The sequence below is a fragment of the Pseudorhodoferax sp. Leaf267 genome, from assembly GCF_001422405.1.
Lineage (GTDB): Bacteria > Pseudomonadota > Gammaproteobacteria > Burkholderiales > Burkholderiaceae_C > Pseudorhodoferax.
On the sequence record NZ_LMMV01000027.1, the window covers coordinates 94462 to 120955 of the forward strand.

General features: G+C 71.0%; 22 protein-coding genes. 3 read left to right on the forward strand and 19 right to left on the reverse strand.

From position 1 onward, the window contains the following. Window positions 1-66: 66 nt before the first annotated feature. From ASF43_RS28710 to ASF43_RS28750, 9 genes are all read right to left on the reverse strand, one after another. On the reverse strand, window positions 67-411 hold the full coding sequence (locus tag ASF43_RS28710; RefSeq protein WP_156373561.1) for a hypothetical protein: 345 nt from the start codon (window positions 409-411) through the stop codon (window positions 67-69). Between the two features lie 79 nt (window positions 412-490). Then, window positions 491-1699 (reverse strand): beta-ketoacyl synthase, encoded by a 1209-nt coding sequence (locus ASF43_RS28715; RefSeq protein WP_056189467.1) that lies wholly within the window; start codon window positions 1697-1699, stop codon window positions 491-493. A 76-nt stretch (window positions 1700-1775) separates the two neighbouring features. Beyond that, window positions 1776-2021, reverse strand: a complete 246-nt coding sequence (locus ASF43_RS28720; RefSeq protein ID WP_056189471.1) for an acyl carrier protein — start codon at window positions 2019-2021, stop codon at window positions 1776-1778. Next, window positions 2018-2710, reverse strand: a complete 693-nt coding sequence (locus ASF43_RS28725) for a phosphatase PAP2 family protein (protein ID WP_056189474.1) — start codon at window positions 2708-2710, stop codon at window positions 2018-2020. Before ASF43_RS28725 ends, ASF43_RS28720 begins: the two co-directional genes overlap by 4 nt. Then, the gene (locus tag ASF43_RS28730) at window positions 2707-3480 is read right to left on the reverse strand and encodes a glycosyltransferase family 2 protein (RefSeq protein WP_056189477.1); all 774 of its coding nucleotides are present in this window, start codon (window positions 3478-3480) and stop codon (window positions 2707-2709) included. The genes ASF43_RS28725 and ASF43_RS28730 overlap by 4 nt, the downstream gene beginning before the upstream one ends. Continuing rightward, window positions 3477-4199 (reverse strand): lysophospholipid acyltransferase family protein, encoded by a 723-nt coding sequence (locus ASF43_RS28735; RefSeq protein ID WP_056189946.1) that lies wholly within the window; start codon window positions 4197-4199, stop codon window positions 3477-3479. Before ASF43_RS28735 ends, ASF43_RS28730 begins: the two co-directional genes overlap by 4 nt. A gap of 80 nt (window positions 4200-4279) precedes the next feature. Next, window positions 4280-5164 carry a MipA/OmpV family protein gene (locus ASF43_RS28740; RefSeq protein WP_056189481.1) on the reverse strand — a complete coding sequence of 295 codons (885 nt, stop codon included), beginning with the start codon at window positions 5162-5164 and terminating at the stop codon, window positions 4280-4282. Beyond that, the gene (locus ASF43_RS28745; RefSeq protein ID WP_056189482.1) at window positions 5164-6603 is read right to left on the reverse strand and encodes an NAD-dependent succinate-semialdehyde dehydrogenase; all 1440 of its coding nucleotides are present in this window, start codon (window positions 6601-6603) and stop codon (window positions 5164-5166) included. The genes ASF43_RS28740 and ASF43_RS28745 overlap by 1 nt, the downstream gene beginning before the upstream one ends. Window positions 6604-6774: 171 nt before the next feature. Then, window positions 6775-6999: a hypothetical protein gene (locus ASF43_RS28750; protein ID WP_056189486.1), complete on the reverse strand. Its 225-nt coding sequence runs from the start codon at window positions 6997-6999 to the stop codon at window positions 6775-6777. Between the two features lie 241 nt (window positions 7000-7240). On the opposite strand from ASF43_RS28750, the gene ASF43_RS28755 reads away from it, so the two are divergent. From ASF43_RS28755 to ASF43_RS28765, 3 genes are all read left to right on the forward strand, one after another. Further along, window positions 7241-9049 carry a VWA domain-containing protein gene (locus ASF43_RS28755; RefSeq protein ID WP_056189491.1) on the forward strand — a complete coding sequence of 603 codons (1809 nt, stop codon included), beginning with the start codon at window positions 7241-7243 and terminating at the stop codon, window positions 9047-9049. A gap of 195 nt (window positions 9050-9244) precedes the next feature. Further along, complete coding sequence (locus tag ASF43_RS28760) at window positions 9245-9967, forward strand: zinc ribbon domain-containing protein (protein WP_156373562.1); 723 nt, start codon at window positions 9245-9247, stop codon at window positions 9965-9967. A gap of 1 nt (window position 9968) precedes the next feature. Then, window positions 9969-11042: a TAXI family TRAP transporter solute-binding subunit gene (locus tag ASF43_RS28765; protein ID WP_056189497.1), complete on the forward strand. Its 1074-nt coding sequence runs from the start codon at window positions 9969-9971 to the stop codon at window positions 11040-11042. 19 nt (window positions 11043-11061) lie between these two features. Here the strand turns inward: ASF43_RS28765 and ASF43_RS28770 are convergent, their stop codons facing one another. From ASF43_RS28770 to ASF43_RS28815, 10 genes are all read right to left on the reverse strand, one after another. Next, window positions 11062-11559, reverse strand: a complete 498-nt coding sequence (locus ASF43_RS28770) for a hypothetical protein (protein ID WP_056189499.1) — start codon at window positions 11557-11559, stop codon at window positions 11062-11064. 11 nt (window positions 11560-11570) lie between these two features. After that, complete coding sequence (locus ASF43_RS28775; RefSeq protein ID WP_056189502.1) at window positions 11571-12320, reverse strand: hypothetical protein; 750 nt, start codon at window positions 12318-12320, stop codon at window positions 11571-11573. Continuing rightward, a complete protein-coding gene (locus ASF43_RS28780) occupies window positions 12317-13810 on the reverse strand; it encodes an SUMF1/EgtB/PvdO family nonheme iron enzyme (protein ID WP_162241866.1) in 1494 nt (497 codons plus the stop codon). The genes ASF43_RS28775 and ASF43_RS28780 overlap by 4 nt, the downstream gene beginning before the upstream one ends. A 166-nt stretch (window positions 13811-13976) precedes the next feature. Next, the gene (locus ASF43_RS28785; protein ID WP_056189508.1) at window positions 13977-15197 is read right to left on the reverse strand and encodes an ABC transporter permease; all 1221 of its coding nucleotides are present in this window, start codon (window positions 15195-15197) and stop codon (window positions 13977-13979) included. Further along, the gene (locus ASF43_RS28790; protein ID WP_056189511.1) at window positions 15194-15895 is read right to left on the reverse strand and encodes an ABC transporter ATP-binding protein; all 702 of its coding nucleotides are present in this window, start codon (window positions 15893-15895) and stop codon (window positions 15194-15196) included. Before ASF43_RS28790 ends, ASF43_RS28785 begins: the two co-directional genes overlap by 4 nt. A gap of 5 nt (window positions 15896-15900) precedes the next feature. Then, on the reverse strand, window positions 15901-17883 hold the full coding sequence (locus ASF43_RS28795) for a vWA domain-containing protein (protein WP_056189514.1): 1983 nt from the start codon (window positions 17881-17883) through the stop codon (window positions 15901-15903). Between the two features lie 52 nt (window positions 17884-17935). After that, window positions 17936-19063, reverse strand: coding sequence for a tetratricopeptide repeat protein (locus tag ASF43_RS30225; RefSeq protein WP_082498234.1), 1128 nt, complete (start codon window positions 19061-19063; stop codon window positions 17936-17938). 34 nt (window positions 19064-19097) lie between these two features. Next, on the reverse strand, window positions 19098-21815 hold the full coding sequence (locus ASF43_RS28805; protein WP_056189517.1) for a virulence factor SrfC family protein: 2718 nt from the start codon (window positions 21813-21815) through the stop codon (window positions 19098-19100). A gap of 1 nt (window position 21816) precedes the next feature. Then, window positions 21817-24858: a virulence factor SrfB gene (locus ASF43_RS28810; RefSeq protein WP_056189519.1), complete on the reverse strand. Its 3042-nt coding sequence runs from the start codon at window positions 24856-24858 to the stop codon at window positions 21817-21819. A gap of 39 nt (window positions 24859-24897) precedes the next feature. Then, complete coding sequence (locus ASF43_RS28815) at window positions 24898-26340, reverse strand: SrfA family protein (RefSeq protein ID WP_056189522.1); 1443 nt, start codon at window positions 26338-26340, stop codon at window positions 24898-24900. Window positions 26341-26494: the final 154 nt, after the last annotated feature.

Consider the following 26494-nt stretch of genomic DNA (forward strand, 5'->3'; position numbering starts at 1 on the left):
CGCCCGCAGGGGCTGCGGGCCAGTGGGCGGTGCGGTGACGGGCGCGCCGCAGGGGTCGGCGCGGTGTCAGCTCAGCGCATAGCGCGCAGCGTAGGGGTCGCTGGCGGAACAGCCTTCGCCGGCCTGGCCCTGGGCTTCACCCTCGAACTGGCTCTGGATGCGCTCCAGCTCGCGGATGATGTCGTCCACGATTTCCAGGCATGCAGCGCGGCTGGGTTGCGGTTGGGCACAGATCAGGTCGGAAGCCCGGCTGGCCAGCGCCTCGCGGTGCGCAGAGCGCGCCCAGCGCCGCACGTCCCAGTAGGTGACATGGACGAGCCGGCCCAGGTTGTCCATCCGGCGGGCGTAATGGAGTTCACCGAGAACATCCTCCAGGTGCAAGTGCAATGCCGTGTTCAGGTTTGCAGTCATGGTGCAGTGCAGCATCCGCCCTGAATCTGACGCCTGACTGACAACCCTTGGCCGCGTATCAGTTGGCCGGGCGGCGACGCTAATTCGTGCTGTCTCGTGTGAACAACAGCACAGCATTCGTACCACCGAATGCAAACGAGTTGGTGATCGCCGACGACAGGCCCGGCGCCGCAGCGCCAGCGGCCGGCACCAGAGGCACGCGACACGTGGGCTCGGGCGTGGCGCAGTGGGCATTCGGCGGCAGCTGGCCGCGCTGCAGCGCCAGGATGGTGATGACGGCTTCCAGCGCGCCGGCCGCGCCCAGCAGATGGCCGTGCAGCGCCTTGGTCGAACTGACGGCCAGGCCGTCCAGCGCGTCGCCCCAGACCTGGGCCAGCGCCTCGCACTCCACCACGTCGCCGATGCGCGTGGCCGTGCCATGGGCGTTGCAGTAGCCCACATCGCGCGGCGCCAGGCCGGCGCGGCGCAGGGCGGCCTGCAAGGCGCGGACCTGGCCGGCGGCGTCGGGCTTGGTCAGGTGCGTGGCGTCGCTGCTCAGCCCCCAGCCCGCCACTCTGGCGTAGCGGCGGGCCCCACGTGCACGGGCGCGCTCGGCCGATTCGATGACGACGAAGGCTGCACCCTCGCCGAGTGCGAAGCCGCTGCGGTCGGCCGCGAAAGGTTTGACGGCGCTGGCGGCCTCGCCGGGTTCGAACGCGGCCAGCGTGTGCATGGCCTGCCAGGCCAGCACCACGCCGGGCACGATCAGCGCCTCGCTGCCGCCGGCAATGGCCACGTCCAGGTCGCCACGCTGCACGGCGGCGGCGGCTTCGGCAATCGCCACGGCCGAGGAGGCACAGGCCACGGAATAGGTCAGCACCGGCCCCAGCACGCGCTGGCGCATGGCGACATGTGCGGCGGGCGCGTTCGGCATGAAGGCCGGGATGGTCAGCGGGGGCACGCGGCCGCCACCGCGGTAGGCGGCCTCCAGCGCGGCGGCGCCGCCCATGCCGCAGCCGGCGTAGACGCCCAGGCGCTCGGGCTCGACATCGCCCAGCACGCCGGCGTCGCGCACGGCCAGTTCGGCAGCCGCCACGGCGAGCTGGCTCACGCGGTCCACGCCGGCCAACTGCAGCTTGGTGAACCACTGGAGCGGGTCGAACTCGACCGTGGCAGCGCAGGCCGGCTTGGGCAGTTCAGGAAACACGGGGGCGATGGCGGACTGGCCTCGCAACAGCGCGTCGAACATGGCGCCTGCGTCCTGGCCGTGCGGCGACACCACGCCCAGGCCGGTGACGACGGCATTCATGGGTGCACCTTTCGGCCCGCGGCCTGCCCCGCCGAGCAGGATCGCGCTTGCTCGGGGCGGCCCGGCGCGGCGCGCATCACACCGCCGGCTGCTTGGCGGCCACCAGCTTGTCGACGACTTCGGCCAGCTGGGCCAGGGTGTCGATGCTGGAATACTCGTCCGGCACCGAGATGCCGAACTGGTCTTCGACCGCGAACAGGAATTCGACCAGGGCCAGCGAGTCGAAGCCCTTCTCGCGCATGGAGGCGTCCGGGTCCAGCGTGGCCGGATCGATGCCGAACTTGCTGTGGATCAGCTCCTGCAGGGCGGTCAGTGAACTCATGGTGGTGTGGTCGACGGCGGACGCGGATGATAGCCGCTGGCAGGCCGCCAGCGCAGGGACGGCCAAGCAAACGCCAGGCCCAGCAGCACGCCGCCCAGCACGTCCAGCGCCACATGCTGGCGCACGGCCATGGTGGACCAGGCGATCAGCAGCACCCAGACCAGATTGGCCAGCCGCCACAGGGCCGGCGCACCGATCTCGCGCAGCACGGCGTGCAGCCGCACGGCCGTGAACACCGAGGCCGCCACGTGCATGGACGGGCAGGCGTTGCCGCTGGCGTCCACGCCCTCCAGCAGTGCGAACCCGGGGTGGCCGGAGCGGTCGATGGCCAGCGGCGGCACGGCGGTCGGCCAGAAGTAGAAGATGGCCAGGCCGGTGAGGAGCAGCGCCGTCATCCACAGGCCGTAGACGGCCAGCGGCCAGAAGCCACGCTGCAGGCCCGGTGCCACGCCGATGTAGAGCCACAGCGACAGGTAGGGCACGAGCATTGCGGGCTGGAACGGCACCAGCGCGTCCAGCCAGGTCAGCGGCATCACGGTGACCGGATGGGCCGGGTGGCGCAGCAGGTGGAAGTAGCCGACGAAGAACACCGTGGTCCACAGCGTGGTGCCCAGCAGCTTGAGCCAGAACAGCTCGCGCGCACGCAAGGCCAGCTCGGCCCGCCAGGGCGCGCGAGGCGGCAGCCTCATGGCTGGAACGGTGGGCGCTGCGTGGCACGGCGCCACAGCAGCAGCGGCAGGCGCAGTGCGAACTCGAGCATCAGGCGCAGGTGCATCCAGCTGAGCAGCGCGTTGTCGCGGCCGTAGCGGAAGTGCGAGACGCCGCCCTCCTCGGCCGTGAGGTACTTCACCGGCGCATCGAGGTTGACCGGCTTGACGCCGCGCCAGGCCAGGCGCACGACGGCCTCGGTGTCGAAGTCGAAGCGGCGCATCCAGGGCTGGCGGCGCATCACGGCGATGAGGTCGGCGATGGGGTAGACACGAAAGCCGTACAGCGAATCGGCGATCCCGGCGCCCAGCGTCTCCAGGTCGGTCCACCAGTTCGACACGCGCCGGCCGCGCACGCGCAGCAGTGGCGCGGAGGCGTCGAACACGGGTCGGCCCAGCACCATGGTCTCGGGCCGGGCGATGGAGGCCTGCATGAAGGCGGGGATCAGCGCCGCCGGGTGCTGGCCGTCCGAGTCCATGGTCAGCGCATGCGTGAAGCCGGCCTGCTGCGCACGCTGCAGGCCGTGCAGCAAGGCGGCGCCCTTGCCGACGTTGGCCGGCAGCACGAGGACGACCAGGCCCGGATCGCTCGCGGCCATGGCCTGCAGGCCGGCGGGCGTGCCATCGGTGCTGCCGTCGGTGACGACCCAGACCGGGCCCCATTGCGCGCGCGCGGCGGCCACGGTCTCGTAGACCTTGGGGCCGGTGTTGTAGCTGGGGATCAGCAGCACATGCGTCGTCGAAGGTTTCACTTCAGCTCCTCGGCGAAGTACGTTTCCAGCCTTTTGAGCAACCCCATGTGGTCGGCCTCCGGCGCGAACCGCTGGCCCAGGCGCACGCTGAAATGCATGGGGAACTGTGGCGCGCGCCAGATCGGCCAGCCCTTGCCGAGGTAGGCCGTGTCGGCCTCGATGATGACGGTCTGGATCGGCACCTGCGCCATATGCGCCATCAGCGTGATGCCGGGCCGGAACGGGTTGACCGGCGGGGCGATGGTGCGCGTGCCCTCGGGGAACAGCACCAGCTGGCCGCCCGCGCGCAGGTTCTGGACGGCGCCGCGGATCATGCCGCGCGGCGGGTCGTTGCGGATGTAGCGCGCCATGCGGGCGCCCGCGCCCAGGAACGGGTTGCGCATCAGGCTGGCGCGCATGATGCAGATGCCGCGTGGCACGCGCGCGATGATGAGCATCGCGTCCAGCATGCTGGGGTGGTTGGCGGCGATGATCAGGCCCTGGTCGCGCGCCAGCGCATCGAGCGCCTGGTCGTCCACGCGCATCAGCCCCAGCCATTGCGCGCAGGCCCAGAAGCCCCGGTACACCGAGGAGATGGCGGCACGGCCGACCACCGTGCCCTGGCCGCGCGGCAGCAGCGGGTACAGCACCAGGCAGACCAGGTTCCAGGTCAGCGACATGGCGCCCAGGTGCGCCAGCAGCAGATAGAACAGCGTGCACTGCCAGGCGCGGCGCAGCATGCTCAGCACCCGGCGCCATCGGCGCGGCGGACGCGCCTCTTCAGCCAACGTTGTCGCAGGTCCCCCAAAACGCTCCAGCCTCAATCGTTGCTCGCGACCCGCTCGGAGGAGGTTGCCAGGATCCATGACACCCCCAGCCCGAAGGCCAGGGCCGATTTGCGCCGCATCAGCGGGCTGTCGTCGAAGGCCGCACCATCGAGCCGGTCGTAGCGCACGAAGGCGCCGACCCAGGTGTTGCCGAAGCGGCGCGAGGTGGAGGCCAGCGCCTGCCAGCCGCCGTAGCCGCCGCGCGCGTCGTAGGCGGGCCGAACGGCCGTCGCATCGGCGGCGCCCACACCGTAGAAATGCCGGTGGTAGCGGCTGTCGCCGAACACCGGGCCGGTCAGCATGCCGACGTTCCAGTTGCCGGCCACGCCGGCCAGGTCCAGGTTCAGGTGGGGCGAGAAGGTGGTGCCCACGAAGCGCGGAGATTTCTCCAGCGTGAACGCGGCACGCACGGGCAGGCGCAGGTCCACCTTCCAGCGGCCGGGCACGGACCTGGCCAGCTCCAGGTTCAGGTTGGGGCCGATCTCGGCCAGGCCCTTGAGGTTGCGCATGCCGCGCCGCGCGTCGTTGTCCTTGCTGCGCGCCGGGGCCGAGGCCGCCAGGCTCACGTCCATCTTGATGCGCTCGCTGTCCACCAGCACGGCGCGCGCGCCGTCGCGGTCGGCCTTGAACCAGCTGCCGCGGTAGACGATGTAGGGCAGGGGCAGCAGGTAGTTGCGGCTCTGGTCGGCGCCCCGGTAGTCGGGCAGGCGCAGGCCGGCCACGCCCACACCCAGCTCCCACAAGGGGCGGCTGGTGCCCGGGTTCAGGCCGGCATCCACATCGGGGCCGGCTTCGTTGGGGCCGGCGGCCAGCGCGGCGGCTGGCATCGCCGCCAGCCAGGCGGCCCGTCGCAGGCCGCGGCACACGAACGCGCGCATCACACGTTGGTGATGGACACCGCGCGCGTGTTCAGGTAGGCCTCCAGTGCCTCCGGGCCGCCTTCGGAGCCGTAGCCCGAGTCCTTGATGCCACCGAACGGCAGCTCGGCCGAGGGCGTGGCGGGCTGGTTGATCCACAGCATGCCGACCTCGACGCGTTGCGTGAGCACATGCGCGTTCTTCAGCGAGCGCGTGAACGCGTAGCCGGCCAGGCCGAACGGCAGGCGGTTGGCCTCGGCGATCGCGTCTTCCAGCTTGTCGAAGGGGCGCACGGCGGCCATGGGGCCGAAGGGCTCGTCGTTGAACACCTTGGCCGACAGCGGCACATCGGTCAGCACCGTGGGCTGCCAGAAGTTGCCGGAGTCGCCGATGCGCTCGCCGCCCAGCGCCAGCGTGGCGCCCTGCTGGACGGCGTCCTGCGTGAACTCGGCCATGGCCGTCACGCGGCGCGGGTTGGCCAGCGGGCCCATCTGCGTGCCCTCGGCCAGGCCGTCGCCCACCTTCAGGCCGCGCGCGTAGGCGGTCAGCGCTTCGCCGAACTCCTTCTGCACGCTGCTGTGCACCAGGAAGCGCGTGGGCGAGATGCAGACCTGGCCGGCGTTGCGGAACTTGGCGGCGCCGGCGGCCTTGACGGCCAGCTGGATGTCGGCGTCTTCGCAGACGATGACCGGGGCATGGCCGCCCAGCTCCATGGTCACGCGCTTCATGTGCTGGCCGGCCAGCGCGGCCAGCTGCTTGCCGACCGGCGTGGAGCCCGTGAAAGTGACCTTGCGGATCACGGGGTGCGGGATCAGGTAGCTGGAGATCTCGGCCGGGTTGCCGTAGACCAGGCCGACCACGCCAGATGGCAGGCCGGCGTCGGCGAAGGCGCGGATCAGCGCGGCCGGGCCGGCCGGCGTTTCCTCGGGCGCCTTGATGAGCATGGAGCAGCCGGTGGCCAGCGCGGCCGACAGCTTGCGCACCACCTGGTTGATCGGGAAGTTCCAGGGCGTGAATGCGGCGACGGGGCCGACCGGGTCTTTCACGACCAGCTGGCGCACGGCCAGGTTGCCGCGCGAGGGCACGATGCGGCCGTACACGCGCATGCCTTCGTCGGCGAACCACTCGATGATGTCGGCGGCGGCCATGGCCTCGCCCTTGGCTTCGGGCAGCGGCTTGCCGTTTTCCTGCGTCAGCACGGCGGCGATCTCGCCTGCGCGCTCGCGCATCAGCGCGGCGGCGCGGCGCATGGTCTTGGCGCGTTCGGCGGCGGGGATGTCGCGCCAGACTTCGAAGCCTTTTTGCGCGGCGGCCAGGGCACGGTCCAGGTCGGGGACGCCGGCATGCGCGACGCGGCCGATCTCCTTGCCCGTGGCGGGATTGAACACGGCCAGGCTGCGGCCATCGGCGGCGTCTTGCCACTCACCTGCAATGAAGAGTTGGGTGCTGGGATAGGTCATGGGGAGCTCCAGTTGGATGTGCACGCGGCGCCGAACGCCAGGAACATGCGATTGTCCACGGTTCCTGAGACCTGCCCTGTCGCCCGGGACGGGCGCAAGGCGATGCGCTGTGCGATGGCGCAGCCGGCCGGCGTCTAGGCGAAGTCTGCTCTCCAGCCGGGCGCGCTCACCTCAGTCCCGTGCATGGTCCCGCGCGCAACGTGCGCGCACGCGCGCCAGGCGGCGCATCAGGCTGTCGATGGCGTCGGGGTCCGGCTCGGGCGCGCACTGGAGCTCGAACAGTGCTTCGCGCAGTCGGCGGATCACGTGGGCCTGGCGGTGCGAGGTGGCGGTCGATGTCGGAGTCGGCAGGGTCGCCGTCGCTTGCGCGGGCGCCTGCCAGGCGAAGGTCTGCATGGATACTCCCTGCGGCGAGACGGGGCGACAACACACCACGAGAGAGAGCCGCGGATGGGTGCTGCACGACGGGGTGACGAGATGCATTGTTGGGCGCAGCGGCCTTTCGGTGCCGTCGGCCCCGGTGCGCAGGCCCTGTAGGTGCAGGCCGACAGGGCCTAGGCGCGCGCTGGCCTGAAATTTGCCGAAACGCGCAGCGCCACGCTACAGTCGTCGCGGCCCGTTCACGCCAAGGAATCTCGTGCCGCAACGCCTTCTCTACACGCCGCGCACTGCAGGCTTCGCCCTCGAGGTCCATGGCCGGTCCCTGCTGGCCTCGCATGAACAGATCGTCAACATCCTGCGCAGCCGGCTGGGCCAGGCACATGGCGACCTGCTGGCCAGCCCCAAGCCCGATGCCGAGGGCGTGGCCTGGAGCACGGCCCTCAGCGGCGATGCGGTGCTGGCCTCGACCCTGCCGCCGGAAGAGCGCGACAAGCTGGACAAGCGCGCGCAGCGCCTGCTGAACGACATCCGCGGCCTGGGCCAGCAGCTGGCGGCAGAGGGCTCGGCGGCGCAGATGGTCGGCCAGATGATCGAGCGCGCCGCGCAGCTGCCGTCTGGCGACTGGCTCTACAGCGTGGGGGGCAAACCGGTGCTGGTGCTGTGGGGCCATGCGGACGCGGCCCAGCCGCCCGTGCCCCCGGTGGCGCCGCCTGCCGCGGCACCTGCTCCAGCCGCCGCCGCGGCAGTGCCGGCTGCGGCCGCCGCAGCGCCCGACCCAGCCATGGACGCCGCCATCAAAAGCCTGGAGCCGGCCGCAGGCACGGCAGCCGCCGCTGCAGCCCCATCCGCCGCGCCACCCGCCAGGCGCCGCTGGCTCTGGGCCTTGCTGCTGTTGCCGCTGCTCGCCGCGCTGCTGTTCTTCGGCCTGCGCGGCTGCCAGGACCAGGCCGCCCCGGCCGACGACCTCAGCGCCAGGCTCGGCGAAGCCCAGGCACGCAACAAGGCGCTCGAAGACGAGATCGCCCGCAAGAAAGCCCAGGCGCCCCAGTTCATGTGCGTGCGCCCGTCGCCCGAGCCGCCCGTGGCGGCGGCCAGCGCACCGGAGCCCGAGGCCAGCGCCCCGGTCGCGGCCGCCAGCGAGCCCGAGCCGCCGGTCTCCCAGGCCGAGGCGCCCAAGGCCGACCCCTACGACGCACTGAAGAAGCGCGTGGCCGGCGCCGGCCGCAACTGCGCCGACCTGCAGCGCCTGTCCAAGGACGCGCTGCTGCGCGCCAAGGACCCGCGCGCCGCGCCGCTGCGCCAGGACATCACCGAGGCCCTGAAGACGCACTGCAGCGACAACCTCATCAAGGAAGCCAAGAACATGTGCCCCGGCCAGCGCCCGGCGGAGCTGGCGCCCGAGCTCGCGCTGGTCTTCGACGCCTCCGGCTCCATGGGCTTCAGCCTGAACGCCTCCGACGAGGAGATCCGGCAACTGGCGCAGCTGGACGCGATGCGCGGCATGATGCGCCAGTTCGGCCTGGGCCAGGCCGTGCCCGGCATCGACATCAACCGCGTGCGGCGCGAGCCGACCCGCATGACCGCCGCCCGCCAGGCGGCCCTGACCATGGTGCGCCGCGCACCGTCGGACGCCAACATCGGCCTGGTGCTGGTGGAGGACTGCCCGGCTGCGCGCAGCGCCGGCTTCTATCCACCCGGCCGTCGTGGCGAACTGGCGGGCATCGTCCAGGGCATCCAGCCGCGCGGCGGCACGCCGCTGGCCGACGGCATCGCCAGGGCCGGCCGCATGGTGGACGGCGTGAAGCGCGAGGCGTTGATGGTCGTCGTCACCGACGGCCGCGAAAGCTGCGGCCGCGACCCCTGCGCCGAAGCCGCCGCCCTCATGCGCGCCAAGCCGCATCTGAAGATCAACGTGGTCGACATCACCGGCACCGGCGCGGGCAATTGCGTCGCCCAGATCGGCCGCGGCCGCGTGTTCACGGCACGCAATGCGGACGAAGTGGCGGCCATGACGCGGCAGGCCAGCCAGGAGGCGATGGGGCCGGCGAACTGCTCGCGGCCGTGAGGCCACGTGCGGACCTTTCGAGTTCCGTGCGCTTGCAGCGGTGGCCGTGGCGGTTCGGGTTGAGGAGCAGCGAAAGGTGCGAGGTGTTGACCTAAGATGGGTTGGCGTCCGTGCGCCCGCGCTCGGCATGCAGAATCTGAAGCACAAGAGCACCAAAGCAACTTCTTCGACGATCCCCCTCGTCGCCCAACCAAGATGTCGCACAACCCCAGCCTGCAGTGCCTCTTCTGCCAGCACGTGAATCCGGTGGATGCAGACTATTGCCAACGCTGTGACGGGCAGTTGAACCTGCAACCCTGCGAGCGTTGCGACGCGGTGGATTTGCGCACTGCGACGAATTGCTACAAATGCGGCGCCAAGTTTTCATTGCCCGTTGCACCGCGACTGGATGTCCCGTCCGCGCCAGCCGTCGTGCACAAGGAAGTGAGCTACCTGCAGCCCAAGCACCCGGGCATCGTGGAATCCGCCGCCGCGCACCTCCATGCCGGGCTGGCGTTCGCGCAGCCCGGCCAGCAGCACGTGTACGAAGTCCTGTTGCCGCATCGGTCTGCCACCGCCGCCCCCTCGCAGCGCATCACTGCCGGCGCTGTCCTGGGCTTGCTGCTCGTGGCCATCGCTGCGGTGGCGGTGTATTTCTACCGTGGGCACGGTGCACAGCCCGCGCCACCGCCAAGCCAGCCGCAGGCAGCAACGCCAGCACCGAGCGCGGTGGCCGGCATGGGCGCCGCATTGAAGCCTGCAGACACGGTGCCAACGCCGCCGGCCATGCCGAATCCACTGGAAAGAACGCCCGCTCCGGCGCCGACTGCCGACGCTGCGCCCACTGCACGAACCAACCTGCCGGTCGATGAAAAGTGCCCGCCAGCCGTCGCGACACTGGGGCTGTGCATTCCGCAAACGCCACAGGAGAGGCCTTGAGATGAACAAACTGATCGCATGCACGCTGCTGATGGCGGCGCTGCTCTTGCAAAACCCCGCAGCCGCGGCAGTCGAGTACAAGATCGTCACGGCGTCGGAGCGGGGCACCTACATCAAGATCGGCGCCGACCTCGCCCAGTTCGTTGCGCCCACGGCGAACATCAAGCTCGAGGCCTTGCCATCGGCAGGATCGGCAGAAAACGTGCGGCGCCTGCGTTATGAATCGGGCGTCAAGCTGGCCTTGGTGCAATCGGACGTCTACCAGGCCTTTCTGGACATTGCCGCGGGCGGCAATGCGGAAGCCCGCGACATGATCCGGCCGCTGCGGGTGGTCATGCCGCTGTACAACGAGGAAATCTATTTCATCGTCCGGGCCGACTCGGAGCTGAACCATATCCACGAGATCCAGAATGCCAAGATCAATGCAGGCGAATCCGGGAGCGGCACCGCACTGACTTCGGCCACGCTGTACCGCCTGATGTTCGGCACGGCGATGCCGCAGCAAGGCACCAGCTACCTGTCCAACGAGGAGGCGCTGGCCAAGCTGGTGACCGACAAGACGGTGGACGTGGTCGCGGTCGTGGCAGGCCAGCCTGCCAAGCTGCTCGTGGACATGAAGCCCGAATCGCGCCAGCTCATCAAGCTGCTCAAGTTCGACCCCAACCATGCGACCAGCGCCACGGTGCTCAAGACCTATTTCGCAGCCAACGTCCGGGCCAGGAACTACCCGAACCTGCTGACGGCGGATATCCCGGGCCTGGCCGTCAAGGCCTTCCTGGTGACTTACGACTTCCAGCTCAAGGACACCGAGAACCACCTGCGCAACATGGTGCGTTCGCTGTGCCAGAACTTCTCCACGCTGCAGGAAAAGGGGCACCCGAAATGGCGGGAGGTGGAGATGGCGCTGCCCGATCTGGGCCGCGGCTGGTTCTACTACCCGGCGACGGCCTGGGAGGTCCGCGCGTGCATCGCCGGCAAGGGCAAGCCGGCATGGACTGCGGCACCGAAGCCAGCCAAGGACTGCTCGCAGCAGGAGCGCATCCTCGGCCTGTGCACGCCGGCCAAGCCGCAGTAGGCTGGCGCCTGCGGCGGGCTCAGCGCGCCATCGCGGCCAGCGCGTCCTCCAGCCCCTTCTTGCGCTTCTCCAGGTCCTGCAGCTGCTTCTCCTTGGCCGCAGTGGCCTGGGCATCGGGCGTCTTCGCCATCGCCAGCCGCTGGGCGTCGAGCTCGGCGCTTTGCGTGTCGCCTTTCAACTGGTCGAGCTGTTTCTTGAGCTCTGCATGTCTCGCCTTGGTGACCTTGCCCGACTTCAGCGCGGCGGCCAGCGTGGCGTCCTGCTTGCGCAGGTCGGACTCAAGAGAAGCCACGCGGCGCTTGTCGCGGTCGATCTCGGCCTGGCGGTTGGCGGTGGCGCTTTGCAAGCTGGCGTTCTGCGCGCGGGCGCGGTCCAGGTCGGCCTGCGACGCGGCGATGTCCTGGTCCATCTTGCCGCCCGCCGCGGTGTTGCGCTTGGCGTCCAGGTAGGCGTTGCCGGCGCAGCCGGACAGCAGGACCGCAAGGGTCAGGATGGGCAGCGGGGTACGGCGTGGCATCGTGGTGCTCCTCATGCCTTGGACACCGCCAGTGCCTGGTTGTAGGCCTGCACGTTGTTCTCGAGCTGGGCGATCTGCTGGTTCATGCGACGAATCTCGTTGTCCAGGTCGCGCTTGTTCTGCGGCGTGTCGGTCAGCTTGCCGGACGCCTCGATGTACTGGTCGCGCGTCTTGCGCGCCTGGTTCAAGGTCTGGTTCATCGAGGCGATGTTGCGTTCTTCGCGTGCACGCGCCTGCTGCACCTCCTCGGCGCTGAGCTTCTTGGCGGCCACATCGCGCTGCAGGCTGGCCAGGCGCGAGCGGCCTTCGGCCAGCACGCGGCCCGAGCTGTCGAGGTAGCTCTGCAGCTTGGCGCTGTCCTGCCGCACGTCGGCGGCGGCCGCCTGCGCGGCGCGCACCTGCTGGCGGCCGGCCTGTTCCTTCTTGGCCGTGACGTAGGCGTCCACGCCCAGCGCCGTGGCGCCGACCACGGCGCCGCCGATGGCCGCGTTGCGCGCGTTCTTGCTGTTGCCGCCCAGGGCCAGTGCACCCAGCCCGCCGACCAGCGCGCCGGTGAGGGCGCCGGTCAGCACGCCGGAGATCACGGTGTCGTTGAAGCGCGACTCGTCCTGCTGCATCTGCTGCTCGGCGGCCGTCAGCGGCACCTGGTTCTGGTTGCCGAAGCCGGGCATGCTGGGCATGGTCTCGCAGCCGGCCAGCGACAGTGCCACGGCCAGCGCGATGGCCTGCGTGGCGCGGCGCGGAAAGAGTGAGGCGTTCATTTCTTGCTGACCTTTGCTTCGATGGAATTGAGTTCCGCCAGCAGGGCCGGCTTGTCGACCGGCTTGCCGCTGCGCGCGCCCTGGCTGTACTTGACGACCAGGTCCACCAGCGGGCCGTAGCCCGGCACCGACCGGGCCTCGAATTCGCGCTTGAGCAACTCGCCCTGGGTCGCGGTCGTCGCCACGGGGAAATCTAAGCCGATCTGTTTCAGGGTGTCAATCATGTAGTCCAGGGTGGCGTCCAGGTTTTCCTTATTGCTGCTGATGCTGGCCTGCACATCCTTCTTCGCGGCCTCGGACAGCGCCTTGAGCACGGCCTCCTGCTTGCCGATGCGGCCCGCGTCTTCCATGACCTTGCGCGCCAGGTAGGCGCCCACGCGGATCTCGCTCTTGGCCGAGCGGTCGCGCTGCTCGTTGCGCGCCTGGATGTTGGCCTTGATGACGGTGCCCACGCCTTCGATCCGCGTCTTGAGCGCCGGGTCGGTCGTGGCCTTGGCCAGAGCCTCGACTTCCTTGACCGGGTCGGCCAGCGCCTGCGCCGTGCCCGATGCGGTGCTGGCCAGGCCCGTCCAGAGCTTTTGCACCGACTGCAGCCGCGCCGCGCTGGGCAGCGAGGCCGGCACCAGCACCAGGCGCAGGCCGGTGGTCTTGTCGCGCCGCTCGCCGGCCTTGTCCACGGGCACGAACTCGGCGCGCGCGGCGCTGCGCAGCTCGGCCTGGCCGGTGCGGTAGTCACCGCCCTTGACCATGGCGCCACCGGCCTGGCCGTGCAGGCGCGAGTGCTTGTTGAGCCGGTAGGGGTCGAGCACGAACTCGCCGACGTTGCCCAGCATGTCGTGCAGGCCCAGCGGGTTGGGCTTGAGCAGGCCGATGGCATTGAGCTCGTTGTTCGACGAGTCGGTGCCGGCGAACCAGGCGTAGCGCTGCGCGCCCTCGGGCATCGGGAAGGCGGGCTGCTCGAACACGGCCGGCGTCACGGCCACGCCGCCGCGCGCGGCAAATTCCCACTCGGCCTCGGTCGGCAGGCGCACGAAGCCGGGCGCGCCGTCTTCGGTGGGCAGCTTGGCGGCGGCGTTCTTGGCCAGCCACTCGGCGTAGCGGCCCGAGAAGTAGACCGCCTCGGCCCAGGTGACGCCGGTCTTGGGCATGCGGCCTTCTGCGCTGGCGGTGGGGCACTTGTCGGCCAGCGCATCGAACTGCAGCTGCGTGACCTCGTATTTGCCGATCAGGTAGTAGCGCTGGTTCTTGGTCTTGGTGTCGACGAAACCGCCGCCCACGTAGTCGCTGCGCGGGTTCTCGGCATAGGCGAAGCGCGGCTCGGCGCCGCCCAGCTGCACGCGCCGGTCGTCCAGCGCGTCGGCACTCGGGATGTTCACGCGCCGGAACACCATGGCGCCGCCGCAGGGCATGGGCAGCGACAGGTCGTCGGGGCTGGCCTGCGGGTTGACGAGGTTGGCCGGCCAGGGCGTCTGCGCCCAGGCGCTGGACATCAACGCCAGCCCCGCCACCGCCCCGCCCATCCGAAGACCGCGAAGCAGGCCATGCCAGGGCACCCGCGGAACTGGCTCTGCCAGGCCGCTGGGTGCGCCCCCCCCGCGCAGCAGGGGGGGGTTGGCGGAGCGCGCAGCGCGCAGACTGGGGGGGGTTGTCTTACTCTTACTGTTCACGTAACTCATCGGCAGCCTCCACATGCGATGCGCGCCAGGCGCCCCAGAGCGCCGGCAACACGGAAATCACGACACCGGCCAGCACGCCGGCGGCCATGTCGCCCAGCCCCAGGCGCACGGCGGCCTCGCCACCCGAGAGGTGCGAGGCGAAATGCAGGTTGATGGCGGTGGCCGTGGCCCCGTAACAGGCCAGCGCCAGCAGCCCCCCGACCAGGGCCACGGCCAGCGCGTGCAGGCAGGGCAAGGCCATGAGCCAGGCCCGGCCGTGGCCGGTGAGCTTGAGCAGCGCGTATTCGCGGCGCTTGCGGCGCACGGTGGCGATCTGCATCGCGGCCAGCGCCACGGTGGCGCCCACGGCCGCGATGACGCCGACCAGCGCGATCACGGTGCGCAGGTTGGCCTGCAGGCCCAGCGTGGCACCGATCTCGCGCACGCGGGTGTAGGTGGAAATGCCCTCGGACTCCAGCCGCGCGGCCAGCGGCGCGACGTCGCGGATCGAGGCCGCGTACAGCCGGAACAGCGGGTAGACCTCGGCCGCGGGCGCCAGGCCGGCGCCCTGCCCATCGAAGCCTTCGACCGTGTAGCCGTCGCGCCAGGCCTGCACCGATTCGAGCAGCGGCAGCGAGGCCAGCGCGGCCATGGCATCGAGCTGGGCCGGCGGCAGCACGGCGGCCACCTGCAGCGCGACGACGGCGCGCTCGGTGTTGCCCTCGCGCTGGCGCTCCAGCGCCACGCGCACGCTCTGGCCGGCGGCCACGCGCAGGCGCTGCGCGGCCGGCTGGCTCAGCAGCAGCGTGCGGCCGGTGGGCACGGGCGCGCGGCCCAGCAGCGGGTCGCCCGCGGCGGTGGGCAGCAGGTCCACGCGCTGGGGGGCGTCGGCGCCATCGGCGTACAGCTCGACCTGGTTGGCGATGGCCCGGGTGTTGGGCATGACGAAGCTGACACCCGGCCACTGCGCCACGCGCGCGAACCAGGCGGCGTCGTAGCGCTGGCCGCCGCTGGCTTCGGGCAGCACCTGGCGCATGACCGGGTCCTGGTCCTGGCGCTCGATCAGCGCGCCGATCACGCCGCGCTCCAGCCCCCACAGCGTGCCCAGCGGCGCCAGCGTAGCGGCCAGCACGCAGGCGGCGCAAAAGGCCAGCCAGCGCTCGTGCCACAGGTCGGCGGCGGCCAGGCGCAGCAGCTGGCCCCAGCGCAGTCGCGTCGTCATGCGGCCTCCAGGCGCACGACGCCGGCCTGCACGCTGCAATGGCGCAGCGGCACGCCCTTGGCGCGCAGCAGGGCCAGGTCGTGGCTGACCAGCAGCAGCGCGGCGCCGCTGGTGGCGGCCAGCGACAGCAGCAGGTCGAGCGCGGCGGGTGCGTGGTCCACGCCCAGCGAGGCCGTGGGCTCGTCGGCCAGCACCAGCTGCGGCCGGTGTGCCAGCGCGCGTGCGATGGCCACGCGCTGGCGCTGGCCGATGGACAGCTGCGCGGGCAGGCGCTGGCCCAGGCCGGCCAGGTCCAGGCGCGCCAGCAGCGCGTCGGCCCAGCCCAGGTCGAGCCGGCCCAGCAGACGTTGCGACAACAGGATGTTCTCGCGCACCGACAGGCTGGGCAGCAGCCCGCCGGTCTGCAGCACGATGCCGATGTGCCGCGCGCGCAGGGCCGTGCAGGCGTCTGGCGTGCCGCTGCGCCACAGCGCGGCGGCGTCCACGCCGGTGATCTCCAGCCGGCCGACCTCGGTGGGCCGGCGCAGCAGGGCCAGCAGGTCGATCAGTGTGCTCTTGCCGCAGCCCGAGGGGCCGACCACGCCGACGACCTCGCCTGCGGCCAGCGACAGCGCGTCGACCTGCATCGCAAAGCCCGCATCGCCGCCCGGGCCGGGGCGGCGGTAGACCAGGCCTTGGACGTGCAGGACCTGCGGCATCCCACTCAGGGCAGCGAGTCGATGGGCACGGGATAGACGCGGTCGCCATCGGCGGCGGCCGGGTTGAGCTTGACCCAACGGTCCACGTCGTCGTGGAAGCGCTGGTACAGCGCGATCTTGGAGCGCACGCCGTCCAGCAGCTCCTGCGAGCGGCCCACGCCCATGTCGGTCCAGGTGCGCAGGTCCATGGACATCAGCGGGCTCTGGTAGGGCAGGCCGTCCAGGTACTCGCCCATGAGGCCGGACTGCTCCAGCGACTTGGCCTTGCCCTGGCCCAGCTTGCTCGGGTCGCGGCCCATGGCCACGGCGGCGCTGCGCAGCTGGTCGAAGAAGCTGCCCGGGTCGAGCTGGCCCTTCTCGCCGGCGGCCAGCACCGAGCGCAGCGTGGCCTGCAGGTCGGACAGCTGGTTCTTGGTCAGCAGCACGCGCACGGTGAAGGCGGGCAGCTCGCGGTTGCGCACGTCGCGGTCGCTGGCCCAGGCCTCGAACATGGGCGGCGACTTCACGCCCTGCTGGCGGCCCAGGTAGGCCAGCACCATGGCGCGGCCCACGGCGTCCACGCTGTCCTGCACGGCGTCGCCCTTGCCCTTGGCGGGCGCGGCCAGCGCCTTCTCGGGCGACTTGACCTGCTCGACCAGCGCCTTGGCCATGTTGCGCACGTCGCCCTCGAAGCGCGACGCGTCGCCGGCCTCGACCGGGAAGTACAGCGGCGCGCGGCCGTGCCAGGCCGACAGGCGCTTGTATTGCGCCTCGGCCACGGCGTGGTCTTTCTCGCCTTCCTTGGTCTTCAGGTGCAGCGCGTAGATGGCGACGTTGCGCTCCTGCGCCTGCAGCCGCACCTGGTCGGTGGACAGCTTGGTGGCGGCCAGCGGCGAGCCGCCTTCGCGCGCGCTGGCGTCGCTGATGAACACGATGTAGCGGCCGCCATAGTTCTGCCAGTTGATCTTGCGCAGCGACTCGTCGATGGCGGCATAGGCGTCCTCGGCGTAGGCACGGGTGGACGACTTGGTGGCCTTGAGCGTGCCCATGGCGGCCATGAACTGCGCGCGGCTCGCGTTCTGCGAGGGGTCGACGAAGATCTTGGAGAGGTAGTCCACGCCCTTGGTCTTGGCCGGGTCGTCCTGGAACGCGACCAGGCCGAAGCGGATGCGGTTGAGCACCTTGGCGTCCTCGGCCTGGCGCAGCACTTCTTCCAGCGCCTTGGAGGCGCGGTCGATGTAGGGCTGCATCGACGAGGTGGCGTCGATCACGAAGACCACGGCAGAGTTGAAGTTGGCGATGCCGGCGTCGGGGCCCGACGCCGGCGTGGCGGGCGCACCGGCCGCGGCCGGTACGTCGCGCGTGACCGAGGCCACCTTGACGACGCGCGTCTTGTTGCCCGAGTTCAGCAGCACGGTGGAGGCTTCCAGCACCGGCAGCAGGTAGAACTGGCTCTTGAGGTCGACGTACTTCTCGGGCTCGGCCGCGATCACGGCGTGCGTGGGGCCCAGCGTGCCCTTGGCCGCGATCTCCTTGGCCAGGCGCTGCGACTCGGCCGCGGCGTTGTCGGCGTTGATGAACTTAGTCAGGCCGTCGCGCTCGCGGAAGAACAGCACGCGCTCGCGGTTGCCGGGCGTGGCGAAGGCCAGCGTGATGGTGTGGCGCCAGGGCACGGTGTCGGCTTCGGGCAGGTAGCCGGCGGTCTTGCCGTCGCTGCCACCGCCCACCAGCAGCCAGCCCTTGCCACCCTGCTCCTGGCGCTCGTAGACGAAGAACGCGCTGAACGGCTCCAGCGGCTTGCCGGCCGCGCCGCCGGGGCTGGGTGCCAGCGCGGCGCCGGGGCGCGTCAGCACGCGCTGGAACAAGGTGGTCTTGCCGTCGATCAGCAGCGGGCGCCTGGCCTGCGCCCACACGGACATCGGCAGCATGGCGCCGCCGGCTGTCAGGGCCAGCAGGTGGCGGCGGGCGAGGGTCACGGCGGTCAGGGGGAAGGCGGAATCGGATGACATCTCGAACCTCGTCGAAAGAGAGAAGCGGCGCCTGGGCGGGCGCCGCGCGGGGTCAGGGCGCGACAGCCTTCTTCGCGGCTTCATGCCCCTGCTCGGCGGCCTTGCGCAGCCAGGCCACGGCCTGCTCGGGGCCGTCGGTCTCCTCGGTGCGGCCCTGCTTGAGCAGCATGGCGTAGCGGTACTGGGCCTCGGCGTCGCCGGCTTCGGCGGCCTGCTTGAGCCAGCGCGCGGCCTCCTGCGGGTTGGGCGCGGGCAGCGGGCTGGTTTCCTTGGTCCAGGTGTCGGGGTCGTAGTAGCCGCCAACGATGCGCGCGGCCTCGCGGTCGCCCTTCTCGCCGGCATAGCGGTACAGCAGGAACTGGCCGTCCAGCAGCTTGCCTTCCTTGGCCAGCGCGTCGGCACGCGCGCGCGCGGCGGCGGGCTCGGGGTTGGCGGCCAGCTCGGCACGGATGCTGGCCAGCGTGACCTCTTCCGCTTTCGCCGGGGCGGCGGCGGTATCGGTCTTCTCCGGCTGGCGCTGCGACCAGTACCAGCCACCGGCGCCGAGCACCAGCAGCAGCGCGAGCAGCGGCACGACGATCCTGGTCTTGCTGCCGCCACCGGTGGGCGGTTGCACGGGCGGCGGCGCCGGGGGCGGGGGCGGAGGCGGAATGGGCACCGGCGCCGGCGCGGGCACGGGTTCCACGACCGGCGGCGCAGGCGGGGGCGGCGGGGGTGCAGGCGGGGGCGGCGCCGGCACGGGCGCCGCGGGCGGCGCGGGCGGCGGCAGCGACACCGGCCCGCGCGGGTCGGGCGGCGGCGTCCAGCCCACGGGCACCTTGGCGCCTCTGCGCATGGCGGCCGGGCCGGTGAAGATCTCGTCGAACTCCATGCCCTCGAACTGGCGGATGCGCAGCTTGTAGGGCTGGTTGGCGCGCAGGTGGTAGGTCACGCCGTAGTCGATCTCCAGCGACAGCGTGTTGCCCTCGCGGCCCGGGTTGAGCGGACGGAAGCGGTAGACCGAGGTGGTCCACGGGTCGTCGGGGTTGCGCGGGTCCAGGTAGCGCTCGGTCGGGCCGGGCTGGACGATCGCGATCTCCAGCTCCTCGGGCGCCAGCACCTGCTGGGCCGCAGGCCCGGTGACCTGGAAGGCCGCGGAGCCGGTGGCATGTTGCTCGGTCTGGATCAGGCGGGTGGGCATGGGTCGGTGTGGGTCTGCAGGGTCGAGTTCGATCTTATTCGGCGCGTACTTGCAAGGACGGCGCCATGGCGACCAGGATCTCGCCCAGCGCGCGGTTGTCGGCCTCGTCGATCTCGCGGCCGCCGGAGAAGCTGACGTTGTCCAGGCCGAGCTGGCGCAGCGCCACGCCCCAGTCCAGGAAGTAGTCGCGCTCCATGGCCGTGCGCTGCTCGGCCAGCGCCGGGATCTGGCCGCGCGCGGGCAGCGCGGGCGCGGTGAACACGGCGCGCGTGCGCGGCTTGGGGGGCTCGGGCGTGCCGGGGCGCGCGTCGCTCGCCAGGTCGCCGAAGCCCAGGTGGGCCACGTAATCGTTGACCAGCATGGCGGCGATGCCGGCGCTGCGGTCGGCCACCTCGTCCCAGCGCACGTTGGCGGCGGCGACCTGGCTGCGCACGCGCTCGGCGATGCGCTCGATGAGCTGGTAGCGGTGCGCGCCAATCACGAGCTCGTTGCCGATGTCGCCGACCAGTTGCGCGTCCAGCCCCATCGCGGCCAGCGTGGTCGCGTCGCTGGACAGGCCGCGCACGCGCTCGGTCCACAGGTTCAGCACCTGGGCGGCGAACAGGTCGAAGCGGTCACGGTCGCGGCGCGGCGCGGGCGCGGCGGCGGGCTTGTCGGCCACGGCGCCGCCGGCATCGGCCCAGGGGTCGTCGTCCCACGGGTCGGGCTCGCCGCTGGCGGGCAGCTCGGCCGCGGCGGGCGCGGGCTCGATCTTGAGCGAGGCGACGTTCAGGAAGGCGCCACGCACGTCGGCCTCGGCCAGCTGCATGCGGCCTTGCAGCTGCGTGAAGTTGCGGAAGTTGCGCTCGCTGCACAGCTTGAACAGGCGCCGGCGCAGGTTGAGCAGCGTGGCCTCCTTCTCCTTGCGCGAGGAGTCGTCGTCGGCCTGGTAGAAGCGGCGCAGCCGCCCGTCGAGCTGCTGGGCCTGCTCGGTCAGCCGGCCCACCAGCTGCGCGGTCTTGAGCCGGGGCGACAGCACGCGTTCGAGCTGCGCGACCAGGTGCTGCACGCCGCCGTCGTTGAAGCTCATGGCTGCGTCCCAGGACTGCGCCGGGTCGCGGAAATGGCGCTGCGCCTTCTCGCCCTCCAGCATGCCGGCGCGGTTGGCGGCCAAGCGCGACACGGCCTGCGCGGCGATGCCGGTCTCGCGCCGCTCGTTGCCTTCGCCGGCGTACTCGAACACGCCGTCCAGCGGGAACTCGGGGTTGCGCAGGAAGTAGGTGTTGTCGAAGGGCTTGCCGCTCCAGTCCTGCAGCCACTCCTCCTGCTTGTAGAGCTGGTACATGGACGCGTCCAGCCGCGTGTCGATGCGGTTGCGCAGCGACTCGGGCGTGTCGCCGGGTTTGGGCATGAGCTCGATGTCGAACTTGGTCAGCACGAAGAACAGCGCGCAGGCAAGCCGGCTGCGCGCCTGCGGCGTCTCGCCCTGGGTCTGCGTGACCCAGTGGCGCACCAGGGAGCTCAGGTCCTTGACCTCGGCGTTGCTGGGCGGCATGCACAGCAGCATGCAGGTCAGCTCGCGCTCTTCGGTGTAGCGCTGGAACAGGTAGGACACCTTGCCCCGGCGCACCATGTTGCGCACGCTCTCGGCGCGCTTGTCGGGCTCGGCCGGCAGGTCGAACATCTGCTCGCGCGAGCGCGCGCCGGGGAAGTCCAGCAGGTCGGTGTGCTCGAAGAAGTCCCAGGGCCGCTGCGCGATCACGATGCGCAGCTCGGCCACCAGCGCGCACAGCGTGGCGCGCGGCACGTCCACGGCCGCGCCGTCCTGGCCCTTGGCGTCGATGGGCACGACCTTGAGCAGGTCCTTCTGGTCCTCGGGCGTGCCCAGGTGGTCCTTCAGGATGTCCACGTCGATGATGCTGCGCGCGCGCGGGATCAGGCACTCCAGCGTGGCACGCGCGTCGGCCGCATGGCCCAGCTTGTCGAGTGCGGACAGCATCAGCGTGAAGATGCCCGTGATGTCCGCGCCCTTGCTGCCGCCCCACAGCAGGCTGTAGAGCTCGATGCGTTGCGGTGTGGCCAGCCGGTGGCCGAAGCGGGTCAGCGCGTCCCAGTAGCCGGCGCGGGCCAGCGGGCCGATGGAGGTCGAGTAGTTGGCCTTGAAGTACTCGCCGATGTCGAACATCACGATCTCGTCGAGGTGCGGCGCCGCCTGGCGTGCCGCGTCTTCCAGCCGCGCCAGCACGCTGCGGATCTCGTCCTCGGCCGGCAGGCCCAGCTTGCGGTTGTGCTGGTCGAAGTCGGACAAAAAGCTGTTGCCCATGATCTTGACCAGGTCGGTCTCGGTCAGCAGCCGCAGCTCCACCGGGAAAGCCGCGTCCGTCGTGCCCTTGACGATGGTGAAGCGCGTGACCAGGCCCGTGGCCTCCTTGCCGCCCTCGGGGTTGATCTCCTGGATGAAGTTCTTGGGCGTGCCCGCGAAGTCCACGACCAGCGGCTGGCCCTTGGCCTTGCCCAGTACCGAGACCAGGTAGGACTTGCCGGCCTGGCTGGGGCCGAACACGCCGGCGCTGTTGCGCCGGCCGGATGACGAGGCCAGCTTGCGCGCCAGGTTCTCCGAGCGCCGCGTGGCCTCGATGAGCGAGTGCTCTTCGTTGCCGACCGAGGTGGCGCTGGTGGCCAGCCGGCGCACCCAGGTGCGGGCCTGGCCGCTGGCGCGCGCCAGCGACTGGGCGCCTTCGAGCAGGGATTGCTGAATGGGATCGATGGTCATCTCAACTGCCCAACAAAATGCCGGTATCGAGCCAGTAGCCCTGCTGCTGGCTCAAGGTCTGCAGGCGCAGGCGCATGCGGTCCTTGGCGACGGGGCGGCCTTCACGGTCTTCGACGCGCTTGATGCGCAGGTTCGGGTTGTCCATGTAGACCTCGCCCGTGCGCTTGTCGGTGGTCTTCTTGCCGGCGCGCTCCAGCGTCACCTTGAGCGGCGTGAGCGGGTTCAGGCTGTCGGCATCGGCCGGCGTGCGGTATTCGATGGCGTACAGGCGCGAGGCGGGCCAGCGGTCCACCGGCAGTTGGCGAAAGCCCAGCGGCATGGGGCCGCGGAACTCGAACGGCTTTTCGGGCAGCTCGTAGTCCAGGTTGTCCAGGTCCAGGTCGTCGTAGAACTCGTCGGCCTTGTGCAATCGGTTGGACTGGTCGAGCTTGCCGAAGTAGCGCGCCGTGGAGCGCGGGCGCAGCTCGTTGGAGCGGAAGTTGAAGTTCTGCAGTTGGCCATTGCCCAGCAGGCAGATCATCGCGCCCACGGCGGCCGTGGTCTTGGGGTCGCCCACGGTGGCGCGGAAGTCGCGGAACGGGTACCACTGGCCGACGCGGAACAGGTGCAGCGGCAGCACGCGGTGCGCGGGCAGCGCGGCACTCTCCTCGATGAGCGCGCGCACGGCCGGCAGCCGCGAGGTGCGGCCCGACAGCAGCAGAAGATCGCAGCGGTAGCGCGCGACGATCTCGCCGAGTGCCTGCAGCATCTCCTGGAACACGCTGCGCACGGTGCGGTCGATGTCGGCGGGCGCCACTTCGAAGCCCATGTCCTGCAGCTTGAAGTCGCGCGCGCCCTGCTTGGCCAACTCGCCGTTGAAGTAGGCCAAGAGGTCGGCCGAGGGCATGCTGTCGGGCGTGAAGAACTCGGCGAACGGGCGCACCGTGGTGGCCGCGGGCAGCAGCGGGTCGTAGGCCTCGTAGTCCTGCAGCAGGCCCAGCGCGATGGGCGAGGCGATCTGCGCGGCGAATTGCTGGCGGCGCACCAGCTCCACGGCGGTGATGCCGCCGCGGTCGGCGCCCAGCAGCTGGTTCAGCGCGTAGTCGGCGCGCTCGCCCATGCCGATCTCGCGCAGCCGGCGGCGGATCGGGTCGATCACGTGCTCGCGCACCACGCGCAGCAGCGCGTCGTCGCCGGCCAGGTTGAAGCCTTCGCGGAATTCCTGCTCGGGCGTGAGCGTGACGTTGGCGCCCGTGCCGTCCGCGCCGATGGACGTGACGACCAGGTCTGTCGTGCCCCCGCCGATGTCGATGGTGGCCAGGCGAAAGCGCTCGCGCGCCACCGGGTCGTGCTGGTTCTCGGGATGGCGCACGCTCTGGAAGAAGCTGCGCGCGTCGCCCGAGTGGTTCAGCGCGATCTGCGTGTACAGGTAGACGGCCTGCGTGGCCGTGGCCTCGTCCCACTGCAGGATGACCTCGGGCCCGCCCTTGCCGCCCTGGCCCTGCACGTCGTGCAGCAGCTGCGGGTGGCCGTCGTCGTCGTGCTCGACGCGGGCCAGGCCCAGCGACAGGTTGGCCAGGTCGCAGGCGGCCTCGGCCTGCTTTTTCAGGATCTCGCGCTCGGCCACCGGCATGGCCGTGGGCATGGTCATGATGATGCGTCGCAGGCGGCGCGGCAGGTTGGCGTTGGCCGGGCGGCGCAGCCGGTGCATGGGCGCGTTCATCATGGCGATGGCCTGCACGAAGATCTCGGCCAGCGCGAAGGACGTGAGGTTGCGCCGCGAGTACAGCGCGCGGATGGCCGGGAAGCCGCGGTCGGGCTCATGCTGCAGCACGTCGGGGCTGATGCGGTGCAGCGCCTCGCCGCTGTCGTTGACCAGCGTGGTGAACATCACGCCGGTGGCGTAGTCGGAATGGCCGAACTCGTCGCCGCCCACGTTGAAGCGCCACGAGTCGCGCCGTGGGTCGTCGTCCCACAGATAGCGCTTGGGGCTGGACAGGCCCGACGAACCCTCGGTGCCCGAGCGCCGCGCCGCGAGCCGTGCGGCCTCCACGCCCACGCGCACCACGGTGGGCCAGCCGAAGGCCTCGGACCGGCCGCTGCGGATGGACAGGTGGTCGCGCCCGAACTGCGCGCGCGCGAACTCGAAGCGGCTGGGGAAGGGGTCGGCATAGACCTGCTCGGCGCGGCTCAGGTCGCGCAGTTGCAGCTTCACGGCTTTGGTGATGTCGGTGCCCAGGTGCTCGGAGTCGGCCTCGATGAGGAGGCCACAGCTGCGCGAGTTGCCCAGGTCCAGCACCAGGTCCACGTCGATGGACGGCGAACGCGGCTCGGTCACGCGGTCCACGAGCTGGAACGCGGGCAGGATGTCCAGGCTGAACAGCAGATCGATGAAGGCGCGGTAGCGCGCCACGTGCTCGTTGGAGCCCTGCATCTGCTCGTGCACCTGCTCCTCGGTGAGCGGGCGGAACGAGAACTGGCGGCGGCGGCGCTCTTCGCGCTCCAGCATTTCCTTGAAGGTCTCCAGGCACCAGTCCTTGACCCAGGGCTCGGCGAAGAACCAGTCCACGGGCTCCTGCGGGCCGGGCAGCGCGAACTTGCGGCCGTTGCGCGTGTCGCCGGGTGACGGCGCGAGGTAGGCCTCGCTCTCGACGAATTCGAGCAGCGTGGTGTCGGCCGCGATGACCAGGCGGTACTGGTGGCCGTCGGCATCGGGCTCGGGCAGCTTGGCCAGGTAGGCGCGCGCCCAGTTGGTCGGGCCGCGGTAGAAGCCCTGGGCCTCGCGGCGCAGCAGCGGCAGCGGCATCCAGACACGGTCGAACATCTGCTCGATGGCCTTCACGTCGACGGCGTACGACTCCACGCCGCGCGGCTCCTCGTCGCCGCGGCGCACGCAGGGCGGCACCTTGTCGTTGTTCAGCGTGGTGCGCGGGTCGAAGTAGCCCCATTCCTTGGGCGCCGGCGTGTGCTTGTCGATCGAGAAGCCGAAGTCGAGGAATTGCACGCCGGTGCCCGGGATCAGCGGCACCACCTCGGGAAAGCGCATCAGTTCGTTCAGGGCCATGGGGCGTGGAATCGGGTGGAGGTCATGTGATGGAAAGGGTCAACGCGACTGGCGCTGCATACCCATGGAGTAGCGACTGCCGTCGGCGTTGACGCCGTAGCACTGGGTCTGCCCGCCGCGCTCCTTGGCGCATTCGATCTTGGGCGCGCCGTAGGCGCTGCCGTTGCTGCACGGGATGGACTGGTTGCCCTGGATGCCGAGCTTGCCGCCGTCCATGCGGCCCTGGACGGCGCCGCGGCAGGTCGTGCCGTCGGGCCGGCGCAGCAGCACCTCGCCCTGGCCGTCCTTGCTGAACTTGAAGGACAGGTCCAGCGGCTGCTTGGTGGTCTTGTCGACCAGGCCGTCGCCGGCCTTCCAGTCGCCTTCGAGGAAGGCCATGGGGCGCGCCTTGTCGGCCTTCTCGGGCATCTGCATCGCGCCCTGGTTGGGCGGGGGCAGCGGGTCGGTGGCGCGCGGCTCCTTGCTGCGCTCGGGTACCGGGGGGTCGGTGGCGCGGTCGGCCACGGGCGGCTCGATGGGCGCCGTCTGGCCCGGCACGGACGCAGACGATGCCGGCGGCAGCGCGGCGTCGGGCTGCAGCGTGGGCAGGCGCGTGTCGTCGGGCGCGGACGCCGATGGCAGCGCCGGGTCTGCGCCGGGCTGCGTGGGCAGCTGCATGTTCGGGCTGGCGTCGCCGCCCGGCGTTGTGGCGCCAGGCGCGGCACCCGGCAGCGGCGCGGACGGCAAGCCCTGCGGCGCGCTGGCCGCGTCGGCCGGCGCCGAGGCCGGGGCCTGGGGCGCGCTGGCCCCGGGCAGCACGCGGCCCAGGTCGATGCCGGTGGGCGTGCAGGCGCGCGGCAGCAACAGCAGCAGCGCGAGCAGCAGCAGGGCCAGCAGCAGCCACAGCAGCCACCACCACCAGGGCCGCTTGCGCTTTTCCACGGCCGCGGCATCGGGCGGCGCGGCCACGGGCGGCAGCGCAGTGGCTGCGGCCGGCGCGGCATAGCGGGGTGCCTGGGCCGCCGGGTCCACGCTGGCGCCGCTGTGGTCTTCGAAACCCCAGAACACGATCACCGGCTGGTCGCCGACGAAGTACAAAAAGTCGCCCTGCGCCGGCACGCGCGTGGCCTGCTCCAGCAGGCTGGCGAACGACGCGGCGCCGCCGGGTTGCGCGCCACCCTTCTCGCGCAGCTCGCGCGCATAGCCCATGAGCTGCGAGCGCATCACTTCCAGGTCGAGCGCGCGCTCGGCCTGCTCCTCGGGTGTCATCTCGTGCCAGCCGCGCGCGGCGCCGGTCACCTCGGCCGTCCAGCGCAGCTCGCCCAGGTCGGGGTCGAAGGTGGGTTTGGCGAAGTAGTTGGCCGCGCGCTCGCCGAGCTTGGTCTTGAGCATGGCGCGCAGCTGCACATGGCTCTGGTAGACGGGCTTGCCGAACGCGCCCAGCGAGCGGTAGCGGTCGATCTTGTCGTGGGCGAGCTGGGCGCCGGTGACGGCGCTGTTCATGGCATGGCGTCCACAGGGGCAGGGCCGAACGCATGGGCCGTTGGCAGCTGGGCATCGCGACCGGTGCAGGTCTGGCATGGAACCACGAACGCATCCCCCTTTCAGCGCCGGTCGCCTTGTAGATGGCCTTGGGTCGTCAACGCAGCGCGCGCTG